This is a genomic window from Parabacteroides sp. AM17-47 (genome assembly GCF_003434625.1).
In the GTDB taxonomy this organism is placed as follows: Bacteria; Bacteroidota; Bacteroidia; order Bacteroidales; family Tannerellaceae; genus Parabacteroides; species Parabacteroides distasonis.
The window spans coordinates 93,894-106,956 of sequence record NZ_QTLI01000010.1; the positions used below are offsets into that span (position 1 = coordinate 93,894).

Below are 13,063 nucleotides of genomic sequence, written 5' to 3' on the forward strand. Positions count from 1 at the left end.
TGATATTCTTGACAGGCTGAAACTCCGTTTTCTCGAAAGCGAGTTTCTGATTGGAGATGTAAATAACTTGTGGAAGACAAGAATAGTAATTATCTTTGGAACAAAAGTGAAAAGATAATGACAAACAGTATCGTACGCAAACTGCCGATAGGTATACAGACCTTCGAGAAGATAAGGGAAGGGAATTATGTATATGTGGATAAGACGGAATGGGTGTGGCGGATGGCCTCGTTGGAGACACCGTTTTTCCTAAGTCGTCCCCGTAGGTTTGGAAAGAGCCTTTTGCTTTCTACTTTTGAGGCTTATTTTAAAGGAAGAAAAGATCTGTTTAAGGGATTGGCTATCGAACGGTTGGAACAGGATTGGATTGAGTATCCGGTGATCCATTTGGATTTGAATGCCAAGAAATTTGATACAGGGGAGGATCTGATTCGTCTTGTGGATAGGCAGTTGCTTGTTTACGAGGCTATATATGGTTCTAGTGATGCGGATGAGACGATTGATGACCGTTTGTTTACCTTGTTACGCTTGATTTGTGAACAGACAGGAAAACGGGTGGTCGTTTTAGTGGATGAGTATGATAAGCCTCTTTTGCAATCATTTGATAATGAGAAATTGCAAGAGGAGTATCGCCTAATGTTGAAAGCGTTCTATGGGGTGTTGAAAAGTGCGGATCGCTATTTGCGCTTTGTATTCCTAACCGGGGTGACAAAGTTCTCTCAAGTTAGCGTGTTTAGTGACTTGAACCAGTTGAACGATATTAGCATGGACTGGCAATTCGCAACGCTTTGTGGCATAACACGGGAAGAGTTAGCGACGAATTTTGTACCGGAGATAGAAGCCTTCGGGAAAAAGAATAATTGGTCGTTTGTTGAGGTGGTAGAGCGGATGGAACGTAATTATGATGGGTATCATTTTCATCAAGATGGAGTGGGAGTGTTTAATCCGTTCAGTGTACTGAATGCGTTCAATAAGCTGGAGTTGGAGAGTTATTGGTTTCAGACGGGTACGCCGACCTTTTTGGTGAGCCTCCTCCGTAAAAGTAATTATGATTTACGGCTTTTGATAGATGGTATCGAGGCGCCTGCTGCTTCATTCACTGAATATCGAGTAAACACCAATAATCCGATTCCGTTGATTTATCAGAGTGGATATTTGACGATAAAGGATTATGATCGGGAATTTCGTAATTATTTATTGGAATTTCCGAACGAAGAAGTAAAATATGGTTTTATTAATTTCTTAGTCCCTTACTATACCTCCATTTCCAAGGAAGAGCAGAGTTTTTATATTGGTAAATTTGTACAAGAATTACGGACAAAGGATATAGATGCTTTCCTTTCCCGTCTCCAAGCTTTCTTCGCTGATTTCCCGTATGAGTTGAATGATAAGACCGAACGTCATTATCAAGTGGTTTTCTATTTGGTCTTTAAGTTGATGGGGCAATTTACTGAGGCGGAGGTGCGAAGTGCCAGAGGACGTGCGGATGCGGTGGTTAAAACACCAAAATACATTTACGTCTTTGAGTTCAAGTTGAACGGAACCGCCGAGGAAGCCATATGGCAAATCGATGAGAAAGGTTATTTGGTTCCCTATCAGGCGGATGGGCGTAAGTTGATAAAGGTTGGCGTGGAATTTAGCGCTATAGAACGTAATATTAGTCGTTGGCTGTATTTTTGATGCCTCTTCGTGAAGGTGTTCTCAAATAAAATACTATTTTTGCGCATTATAAAGAATATTCCGCAAATAATGGATATACAGAGGCATAGTAGCGTATTGGGCGATACGGTGGAGAAGCTATCGGATGAGGCATCGTATAAACAATTGTTCCATGCGTACAGGGATGAGGAGGCGCTGCCCTCGGGCGAGGTGCTGAAAGAGATCATCGATCTATGCCGTGCGATCCTGTTCCCCGGTTATTATGGGAATGCCCGTATCAGTAAACAGACGATCCGTTTTCATACGGGCGTAAATGTTGAGACTCTTCATTCTTTATTATCCAAGCAGGTTTATGCGGGACTTTGTTTCGCGGATACATCTTGCGTGACTTGCCCGGAAGAAAAGATCTCCGCTGAGGCAGAGGCTATTTCGGAGGCTTTCATCTCTACGCTTCCGGAGATTCGCGGTCTGCTGGCTACGGATGTGGAGGCGACTTTCAATGGCGATCCCGCCGCTCAAAATCTAGGTGAGGTCATATTTTGTTATCCCGGTTTCCGGGCGATCGGTAATTACCGGATCGCCCATCAATTGTATAAGCTCGGGGTTCCTTATATTCCTCGTATGATTACGGAGATGGCACATTCCGAGACCGGTATCGATATCCATCCGGGCGCGAAGATCGGTCATCATTTCTCGATAGACCACGGGACGGGTACGGTGATCGGCGAGACGAGCGTGATCGGCAATTACGTCCGAATCTTTCAGGGCGTCAGCTTGGCGGGAGAGAAACTTCCCCCCGATGAGAACGGTAACGCTATCCGTGGCGTAGCCCGTCATCCTATCTTGGAAGATCATGTGACAGTATATTCTAATTCCACCTTAATCGGTAAAATCCGGATTGGCAGAGGGGCTACGATATGTGGTAACGTCTGGATAGCGGAGGATGTACCGGCAGGGAGTACGGTTACACAATTGAAAATTGAGAATTGAAAATTATCAAGAGGGTAGCTGGAAGGAGATCGAAGCATGTCAGAGAGCGAAATGAGAATAATTAATAATAAACAACGTAATACGCAATTGGGAATAATTTTCAATTCTCAATTCTCAATTTTCAATTAAAATGAGCGAGACATTTGAAATGGTGGCCAAAACCCTATACGGGTTGGAAGAGATCTTGGCCGAGGAGTTATTAGCTTTAGGTGCCAACGACTTGCAGATCGGTCGTCGTATGGTTTCCTTTACGGGTGATAAGGAATTGCTTTATAAAGCGAATTTCCACTGCCGTACTGCCCTGCGCATTCTGAAACCGATTTATCATTTCAAGGCCAAAGATGCTGATACCGTTTATAAAGAGGTGAAAAAGGTAGAGTGGGAGAAGTATTTGTCGCTGGACAAGACGTTCGCGATCGACTCGGTGATCTATTCCGAGGATTTCAATCACTCGAAGTTTGTCGCTTACCGTACGAAAGACGCTATCGTGGATTATTTCATCGAGAAGTTCAAGAAGCGTCCGTCCGTTCGTGTCAATAACCCGGACTTATATATCAATATCCATATTTCGCATAACGATTGTACCTTATCTATCGATAGCTCCGGCGAGTCTTTGCACAAGCGTGGTTATCGGGTGGATCAAACGGAAGCTCCGTTGAATGAGGTGTTGGCTGCCGGCATGATCCTAAAAACCGGTTGGAAAGGAGAATCTAATTTCGTAGATCCGATGTGTGGTTCCGGTACATTGTTGATCGAGGCTGCCATGATCGCCTTGAATATCGCTCCGGGTATTCATCGGAAAGAGTTCGCTTTCCAGAAATGGGTGGACTATGATGAGGAATTGTTCGATCGTATTTATAATGATGAGAGCGGGGAGCGTGAGTTCGCTTTCCATTGCTATGGCTCCGATATTTCCCAAGCCGCTATCGATATCGCCTTGGAGAATATCCGTAGCGCTGGCTTGATGAAATATATCGATCTGAAGGTGAAACCGTTCCAACAATATACAGAGGCTCCGAAGCCAGGTATATTGGTGACGAACCCACCTTATGGAGAGCGTATATCATCTCGTGATCTATTGGGATTGTATAATATGATCGGCGAGCGTTTGAAACATGTGTTCATGGGATATAAGGCTTGGATTTTGAGCTATAAAGATGAATGTTTCGATAAGATCGGCTTGCGCCCGAGCGAGAAGATCAAATTGATGAACGGTTCCTTGGAGTGCGAATACCGTTGCTATGAGTTATTTGAGGGAACCAATAAGGACTTCAAAAAGGCATTGAATGAGGATGGAGAGGAGCGTCCGCACAGATCGGAAGGCTCTTTCGAGCGTAGAGGCAATGATCGTCCAAACTTCCGTACGGGCCGTGTGGATCGTCCGGAACGTCGTTTCGCCGCTGCTCATAGCGAGGATGATGAGGAGCGTTTCGCTTCCATTCCGGGGAAACGTATCTTTGGAGAGGATCGGGGAGAGGATCGTCCGGTCCGCAAGAAATTCGTGGATGCCCCGGTTCGTAAGCCGATCAAGCCAAAAGGAGAACGTCCTGTGAAAATGCGTTATCGGGATGAGGATGACCGTAAGAAAGGGTTTGGCGATCATAAGCGGGATGGAAAGCGCCCGTTTAGCAAACCTATAAAGCCTATAAAACGGAGAGGGTATGATGATTATGAGGATTAAATCATCTTTATTCATAAGCCTATGTCTGATTTTATTAACGATGTCGATTACCGCCCAAGATAAGCAACTCTCCTTGCACGACTTGATTCCGGGAGGAAAAACGTATAGCCGCTTCGTACCTCGTGACTTGAAACAGTTACGATGGTGTGGGGACGAGTACTTATATGTTAAGGGAGATAGCGTGTTAGGAGCTAAGCCGGGGAAAAAAGAAGAGGTCCTTTTTTCGTTGGAAAGACTGAATGGGGCCTTGATGGTGGCAAACCTACAGACGGTTGGTTCCTTGCCTAGCTTTTCGGTACCTTATGAAAGTGGTTCGGTCTTGGCTTTTACTAGCAAACAGCACCGGATTCATTATGACTATAAGAAGAATAAGGTAGTCGCTGATTATGCTTTGAAGAATAACTGGGCGAATTATGACTTTTGCCCGGCTACGAATAACTTAGCTTTTACGGAGGGAAACAATGTGCATATTTTATCCCCGGATGGACGAAATACGATTGTTACACGTGAAACACAGGATGGAATCGTATGCGGACAGGCTGTCCATCAACGGGAGTTCGGGATTACGAAAGGTATGTTTTGGTCTCCTAAAGGCTCGGCTCTAGCGTTTTATCGTATGGATGAGCGTATGGTGACCGCTTACCCGCTGGTGAATATCGATACTCGTTGCGCTACGCCGGTTCCTCATAAATATCCGATGGCTGGAATGAAGAGCCATGAGGTTACGGTGGGTGTCTATCAGGTAGCTACCGGGCAGACGGTTTGGTTGGAGACAGGCTTGCCGAAAGAGAAATATTTAACAAATATCGCTTGGAGTCCGGATGAGAAGAGTATTTATATCGCTGAGTTGAATCGTGAGCAGAACGAGATGCATTTGGTGCGGTACTCTGCCTTGACGGGAAAGAAAGAGGCTGATCTGTTTACCGAGACGGATCGTTGTTATGTGGAGCCGCAGCATCCTGTGCTCTTCTTGCCGAACGATCCGGATAAGTTTATCTGGCAGAGTGAGGCGGATGGCTATAACCATCTATATCTGTATGATACGACTGGAAAGGAATTAAGGAAGCTAACCGGTGGGGAATGGGTGGTTACCAAGGTGCTAGGCTTTAGCAAAGACGGAAATAAGGTGATTTTCGAGGGAACGGCACCTCATCCCGTATCTCCGAATATGCAAGGAACGGGGATGCAACGTTATATTTGGGAGACGGATTTGAGAACGGGTGATATCATGAATTGCTTGAGTTGGAAAGTGGGCGTGCACCGTTGGTTGCTGAGTCCCTCCGGCGAATATGCGATTGATTATGTAAGTTCTCCTTCTACCCCGAGGGATATCGATTTAGTCTGTATAAAGGACGCTAAGGTGATTTCTACCTTACTTTCCGCTCCGGATCCCTTTAAATTGTATCGGATGCCCCGGATCAAGGTTGGACATATCCTTGCTGCCGATGGTAAGACTCGCTTGAATTACCGGTTGACTTTACCGCCGGATTTGGATGAGACGAAGAAGTATCCTACGATTGTCTATGTATATGGAGGCCCTAAAGTACAGCTTGTTACGGGCGACTGGCAAAACGGGGCTCGTGGTTGGGACCTCTATATGGCACAGAGAGGTTATGTGATGTTTACCGTGGATAGCCGCGGCTCGGCAAATCGTGGACATGCTTTTGAGAGCGTGATTCATCGTAATTTGGGTATCAATGAGATGGCGGACCAAGTGAAGGGTGTCGAGTTCCTGAAATCCTTGCCTTATGTGGATGCCGACCGTATCGGGGTACATGGCTGGAGTTATGGCGGTTTTATGACAACGAACTTGATGCTGACTTATCCGGAGATCTTTAAGGTGGGCGTGGCCGGAGGGCCGGTTATCGACTGGAGCAATTACGAGATTATGTATGGCGAGCGTTATATGGATCGCCCGCAGGATAATCCGGAAGGTTATAAGAACGCGAACCTGAAACTGAAGGCCGGTAATCTGAAAGGCCATCTGTTGATGATACATGGGGATATCGATCCGGTGGTAGTGTGGCAACACAGCCTTGGTTTCTTAAAGGCTTGCGTAGAGGCTGATACGTATCCGGATTACTTTGTGTATCCTCGCCATGAGCATAATGTGACCGGTAAGGACCGTCCGCATTTGCATGAGAAGATTACGAGGTATTTCGATGACTACCTTGGGAATTGAAAATGGAGAATGGAGAATTGAGAATTGAAAATTAGAAGAGATATGAATATATTGTTATTAGGCTCTGGTGGGCGTGAGCATGCGATCGCTTGGAAGATCGCTCAAAGCCCGAAAGTTGATAAGTTATTTATCGCTCCCGGTAATGCGGGAACAGCGTTGGTAGGAACCAACGTGGATATTAAAGCGGATGATTTTGCCGCTATCAAGGATTTTGCGTTGGCGAACCAAGTGAATATGGTCGTGGTAGGTCCCGAGGATCCATTGGTGAAGGGTGTTTATGATTATTTCAAGAAGGATGAGGCATTAAGCTCCATCCCCGTGATCGGCCCGAGTGGGGAAGGTGCCCAATTGGAAGGTAGCAAGGATTTCGCCAAGGCGTTTATGATGCGTCATCATATCCCGACCGCTCGTTATAAGAGTATTTCCACTGAAAACCTAGAGGAAGGCTATGCGTTCTTGGAATCTCTTTCCGCTCCTTATGTATTGAAAGCGGATGGATTGGCTGCCGGTAAAGGGGTACTGATTATCGATAACTTGGAGGAAGCCAAGAAAGAGTTGGGAGATATGCTGGGCGGAATGTTTGGCGACGCGAGCAAGACGGTCGTGATCGAGGAGTTCTTGGATGGTATCGAATGCTCCGTATTCGTCTTGACGGATGGCAACGATTACAAGGTGCTTCCGGTAGCAAAAGATTATAAGCGTATCGGTGAGGGTAATACGGGTTTAAACACAGGTGGAATGGGAGCTGTTTCCCCGGTTCCTTTTGCGGATGAGGTATTTATGGCGAAGGTGGACGAGCGTATTATCCGTCCTACCGTAGAGGGATTGAAAGCGGAGCATATCGATTATAAAGGTTTCATCTTCTTGGGTCTGATCAATGTGAAGAATGAGCCGATGGTGATAGAATACAATTGTCGTATGGGCGATCCGGAGACAGAGGTAGTCATGCTTCGTATCCAAAGCGATTTGGTTGATTTGCTGGAAGGGGTAGCGGAAGGCGATTTAGCGGCTCGTACATTGGTACAGGACCCTCGCGCGGCGGTTACGGTTATGTTGGTAAGCGGCGGTTATCCGGAGGCTTACGAGAAAAATAAGGTAATCACGGGATTGGATGGCGTATCCTCGAACAATATAGTGTTCCATGCCGGAACGAAGCTGGTAGACGGCCAGATCCTGACGAATGGCGGTCGTGTGATTGCGGTCAGTTCGTATGGGGCTACTAAGGAAGAGGCTTTGGCCCAATCTTTCGCCGGAGCTAAGCAGATCGATTTCGATAAGAAGTATTTCCGTCGGGATATCGGGTTTGATCTGTAAATGACAATTAGAGAGAATATACGTATGAAAAAACGAAAACTATTGCTTTTAGGGGTTGTTTGTGCGGCTCTCTATGCATGTTCGACTGATCAGACGAACGAATCGGGGAAGCGTGTCTCCGCATTGGATGATGCCGCTTGGAACCATTCCGAATGGATATCCGTGGCAAATGCTCCTGTTATAACGGGTGAGATCAACGGATCGAATGAGCGTGCGGCCGATGGTGCCGCTTGGTTCGTGAGTGTCGTAAGGAATGAAAAAGAGATAACCTCGGCACGCTGGATGACCACGGGCTTGGGTGTGTACGAGTTATACGTGAATGGGAAGTTGATCGGAGAAGAGATTCTCAAACCGGGTTTTACGCATCCCTACAAGACGAAGCGTTCGTTTACGTATGAGGTAAGCAATGCCCTGTCGAAACAAGCGGGAGCGGAGAATGTTTTCGCTGTGCAGGTGACACCGGGATGGTGGGCCGATAAGATCATCACATACAGCGGCCAGCAAGGAATGGTGGGTACCAAGGTCGCTTTCCGTGGAGTGCTTGAGCTTACCTATGCGGATGGTAGCAAGGCGTACTTAGGTTCCAATACGAGCGATTGGAAAGCCGGGATCGCCGGACCGGTCAAACATGCCGCTATCTTTGATGGTGAGGAATATGATGCCCGTGAGTTACCGGGATACGATACGCTCGATAAGCTTTCGACACCGGAAAAGAATACGGAATTTGAGGGAGAGATACTTCCTTCAAATGGAGGTGAGGTCTATTTTCGTGAAGATTTGGCGCTTTCTCCTCAAAAGGCCTATCTATGGAAAGGGGTCACCGGAGAGAGTGAAGATGCTTATGGAAAGGTTGTTATAACGAAAGAATATGCGGCTGGCGAGGAAATGGTGGTTCATCCGGGCGAGACACTTGTCGTGGACTTTGGCCAGAATTGCGCGGCGGTTCCTGCTTTCGAGTTCATGGCAAAGGAGGGTACCCAACTAAATTGTCGTCCTTCTGAGATATTGAACGATGGAAATGGTGCGAAGAGCCGAGGAATGGATGGGCCTGAAGGTAGTTGCCATCGCTTGAATCTACGCACTCCGGATACCGGGATGTTACTCGACTATACCTTTGCGGATCATAAGGACTATACGACCTATCGCCCTCTTCGCACGTTCTATGGTTATCGCTTCGTATCGATCACGGCCGATCAGGAGGTACGTATCCGGTCGATCCAGTCGATTCCTGTCTCCTCGATTACCCAACAGATGGAGACCGGATCAATAACGACCGGCAACAAACTAGTCAATCAGTTGATTTCAAATACCCTATGGGGACAACGTTCCAACTACCTTTCGGTTCCTACCGACTGTCCGCAGCGCAACGAACGGCTGGGATGGACCGCCGACACGCAGGTATTTGCTGAGACTGGTACTTTCTTTGCCAATACCGCTGATTTCTTCCATAAATGGATGCGTGATATGCGTGACACACAATCACCAACCGGTGCGTATCCCGGTGTCGCTCCATTGGCTCAATACGGTGCGTCTCCTACTGATATGAACCGCTTGGGCTGGTCGGACGCGGGAGTTATCGTGCCTTGGGTTGTCTGGAAACAATTTGGTGACACTCAGATTATCGATGAGAATTGGGCGGCGATGGAGAAATATCTCAATCATATCAACGAGACCAAGTATGACCATCATGCCCTCAGCGCGGAGAATGGCAATTACCAGTGGGCCGACTGGCTCAGTTACGAGCCGCTTGAGAGTTGCAGCGGCAGACATACAGCGAAGGATGGATCCGGAACGCTTCCGGAAGCCTATGATTATTGGAATTATCTAAGTGCGAATTACTGGCTTATAGATGCCGGAATGATGAGCGATATGGCTCGTGCGACGGGACGGGATGCCGAGAAATACGAAGCGATGGCTGCTCTAGCGAAACAGTATATATTGGATAAATTCCTGAATGTTGACGGAGAATTTAAGACGGCGATATTCAATACCATGCAGACGCCTGCCCTATTCGCCTTGAAGAACAAGCTGGTCGAAGGGGTAGCCAAGGAGAACATGATGAAACGACTGCGTGACAACTTCGCCGAGCATGGCAATTGCCTTCAGACAGGTTTCTTGGGTACTTCTATCCTGATGCCTACGCTTACGGAGAATGGAATGAGCGATATCGCTTACGAGCTTCTTTTCCAGCGCAAGAATCCGAGTTGGCTGTATTCGGTAGATAATGGGGCGACAACGATTTGGGAGCGTTGGAATAGCTATATGCTTGATAAAGGCATGGGACCGCAAGGCATGAACAGCTTTAATCACTATGCCTATGGATGTGTATGTGAATGGATGTGGGAGACCATGGCTGGTATCTCTGCGGATACGTCGGAGCCAGGATTCAAGCGCATTATCATGAAGCCGATTCCCGATAAGCGTCTGGAGTTCGTAAACGCGGAGTACAATTCGGCGGCAGGGATTATCAAGAGCTCTTGGAAGTATGAGGGAGACCAGTGGATTTGGGATTTCACCATTCCCGAAGGAGCGGTCGCTCTCGTGACACTTCCGGGCGAAAGCCAAGCTCACGAGTATCGTGCGGGTTCGTATCAGATCGTTAAATAAGTAGCTTATACTTACCCAAGTTTACATTGAAGTTTGTAAGCTTGGGTAAGATTATTGATAGTATTATTTTAATTTACTCAGATCAAAATCAATAATAATCGGACGATGATCGGATGGCCACCAGAAATTAGATAGCTCTTTCGGGTCACGTACAGGCTTCGTGTACTCATCTGTAATTACGTCTGCATACTGGATTATGTCAAACAAAGGCTGTGTACAATATACGTAATCAATGCGGGCTTCTTTACCGGTTGTTGTCTTAAATTCATTTGGATACTTCTTAGCGATGACATCTACATAAGGTGTTTCTTGAGCGATATAGTCTTGCGTCAAAAACTTAGGACTATCTTCCGGATATCGATAGATGGCGTTGTCTGTGCGATTGCGGCTGTTGAAGTCACCCATCATCATCCAATATTCGTTGGTAGCATTCGTGCTAGTACCAATGGTGTGCTTACAAATATACTCTATTTCCATGCGACGGTATTTATCACCACCGTTTTCAGCTTTACTTGCTTCTTGGTCTTCAGTGCGAAAAGCCCATTGTTGTGGCCATGTGTGTAGTGTTACTATATTTAAAACCTTTTCGTCTACAATGATCTTTGCCCAACCGGCACCGTGGGTTACTACTTGGTTTGGCTCCTCACCTATTATTTTTTTTATATTTTCGATCGGATACTTAGAGGTGATGACCTGCGGGTAATTATCCCGATGTCCGCCTATGTACCAGTAAGGGTGTCCGTACCGTTTGGCTAATACTCCCCAATTATCTACCAGAAAACGTTCTTGGGAATCCAAAGGATCCGCGGTACCATTTTTATAGATGCTTTGAGCCTCACACCATACGCAAATATCAGGATCTTGTTGTTTTACCCAAGTCGTGAATTTCTCGTAATTATCATCTTGTCCACACCACATACCGTTTTGTATATTCCAGTAGAGTAGACGTAATGGTTTCTGTTCTTTTTTTTGTCCGCAAGAGATTAAGAGAGTGGAGATGCAGACTGCGGATAATGTCTTTAAAAATTTGTTTCTGTTCATAATATATCTGATTTGTTTTGTCCCGGGCGTAAGTAACCCGGGACTGGTTTGTTACAAATTTATCTTTTTCTTTTTTAATTGGAGCTGGTATAACCCGGATTCTGATCTTTAACTTGATCCATTGCTTTGTTATAATTGAATTCGCTGTCTGGTATTTTCCATAAATAATGACGTTCTTGAATCTGTGTATATTCACCGGTCTCCACATTAAAGTACTTACCTACCAGTTCTTGAGCACGACCTTGACGGACTATGAAGTCCCAGTGCTTTGCCTCATTGAAGTGTTCATAAGTCTCTTCTTTTAATAGTAAATCCATATAAGCGGTCATACTGGCGTAATCACTCAACTTATAGTCCAGTTCAGCATTAGGTACTTTAGGATCTTTGCCATAGGCACGTCGGCGCAATTGGTTTAACATTTCAATGGATTCCATAGTTGGGGTATTGGCAACACGGGCACAAGCCTCACTGTAGATCAGCATAGCATCTGTATAGCGGATCAAAGGAATAGATACATTTGCGCCATTACCTTGTGCGTTCGGATCCGTATATTTTGTGAGTAGACAAGTATATTCACCGTAAGCGTCTTTGCCGAATACATAAAAACCTATGTTCATACCGTAACGTAGGTCATTCGTGTCCCAGCTCTTGATGATATGGTTACGCAGGTCTGTATAGTGCGTGTAATAGCCGTTACCATTTAACATGGTTTTACCGGGAACGAACTCATACTTTGGATGTGAGGTATAGGATAGGTAGTCCCATGTCTTACCATCAATACGTGAAGTCTTGATGTAGAATATCTCCTCTGTAGAGGTGGTCAAGTCTGCGCCAAATACCTTGTCAAAGTCACGTGGTTCCGCAACTTGTACTAATTGGTATGTACCACTGTTCACCACTTCTCCACTTAGCTTTTTTGCCTCGATGTAATCTCCTGTATGCATATATACATCTGCTAGGCAGACCCGTACGGTATTTTTATCTGGAGTAGCCAAATAACGTTTTTTGTCAGGACAATTATCTAAAGCATATTTTAAATCTTCGATTATGAAGTTGTATACTTCTTCTTTGCTACTCTTGGGAATATTCCACTCTGTGATATTTTTATCTGTTTTCAAAGGTACACCACCCCAGTATTTCACGAGATTAAAGTAGTTGAAGCCTCGTAAAAAGCGTAACTCTCCCAGATAGGCCAACTTTTCCTCTTCGGTCATCTTTGTAGCGTTAGGTATCCGCTCGATAGCGGTGTTACAGAACATAATAGCCTTATAGAGGCTCTGCCAGTTTGAATCACTCCGGTTCATATGTGTTGCGTTCACAAAGCCATTGTATTGTTTGTATGTTTGATAAACTCCTTTTGGATAACAATATTCTGTATTGATCTCTAATGTGGCGAAGAAGTTTGAATTATAGGCTGACCGCATTGCGTCTAACGGTGCTAATACCGCAGCATTTGCTTCTTCTACAGTATTATAAAATGTCTCGCTTGAGATCGAATAAGTATAATCGGTCTCATTTAAGGCGTTGTCACAAGCTGTTAGTAGAGTAACTCCGGCCATTGCGCTTATTATTATTAGATGTCTCATTGT

8 protein-coding genes are annotated in these 13,063 nt (G+C 45.7%); 6 read left to right on the forward strand and 2 right to left on the reverse strand.

What is annotated here, in order from left to right; all coding sequences use genetic code 11:
• Window positions 1–117 precede the first annotated feature (117 nt).
• The 6 genes from DW205_RS09900 (at window position 118) to DW205_RS09925 (ending at window position 10,433) form a co-directional block, all read left to right on the forward strand.
• Complete coding sequence (locus tag DW205_RS09900; protein WP_005863597.1) at window positions 118–1,680, forward strand: ATP-binding protein; 1,563 nt, start codon at window positions 118–120, stop codon at window positions 1,678–1,680.
• A 69-nt stretch (window positions 1,681–1,749) separates the two neighbouring features.
• Complete coding sequence (locus DW205_RS09905) at window positions 1,750–2,649, forward strand: serine O-acetyltransferase (RefSeq protein ID WP_005860231.1); 900 nt, start codon at window positions 1,750–1,752, stop codon at window positions 2,647–2,649.
• A 130-nt stretch (window positions 2,650–2,779) separates the two neighbouring features.
• A complete protein-coding gene (locus DW205_RS09910; RefSeq protein WP_005863595.1) occupies window positions 2,780–4,330 on the forward strand; it encodes a class I SAM-dependent RNA methyltransferase in 1,551 nt (516 codons plus the stop codon).
• A complete protein-coding gene (locus DW205_RS09915; RefSeq protein ID WP_005863593.1) occupies window positions 4,311–6,512 on the forward strand; it encodes a S9 family peptidase in 2,202 nt (733 codons plus the stop codon). The genes DW205_RS09910 and DW205_RS09915 overlap by 20 nt, the downstream gene beginning before the upstream one ends.
• Before the next feature lie 42 nt (window positions 6,513–6,554).
• Entirely contained in the window at window positions 6,555–7,826 is a 1,272-nt protein-coding gene (gene purD / locus DW205_RS09920) for a phosphoribosylamine--glycine ligase (protein ID WP_005863591.1), read from the forward strand.
• A gap of 24 nt (window positions 7,827–7,850) precedes the next feature.
• The gene (locus DW205_RS09925; RefSeq protein ID WP_005863589.1) at window positions 7,851–10,433 is read left to right on the forward strand and encodes a family 78 glycoside hydrolase catalytic domain; all 2,583 of its coding nucleotides are present in this window, start codon (window positions 7,851–7,853) and stop codon (window positions 10,431–10,433) included.
• 63 nt (window positions 10,434–10,496) lie between these two features.
• Here the strand turns inward: DW205_RS09925 and DW205_RS09930 are convergent, their stop codons facing one another.
• Window positions 10,497–11,474 (reverse strand): endonuclease/exonuclease/phosphatase family protein, encoded by a 978-nt coding sequence (locus tag DW205_RS09930; protein ID WP_005863587.1) that lies wholly within the window; start codon window positions 11,472–11,474, stop codon window positions 10,497–10,499.
• A gap of 74 nt (window positions 11,475–11,548) precedes the next feature.
• A complete protein-coding gene (locus DW205_RS09935; RefSeq protein WP_227154381.1) occupies window positions 11,549–13,060 on the reverse strand; it encodes a RagB/SusD family nutrient uptake outer membrane protein in 1,512 nt (503 codons plus the stop codon).
• Window positions 13,061–13,063: the final 3 nt, after the last annotated feature.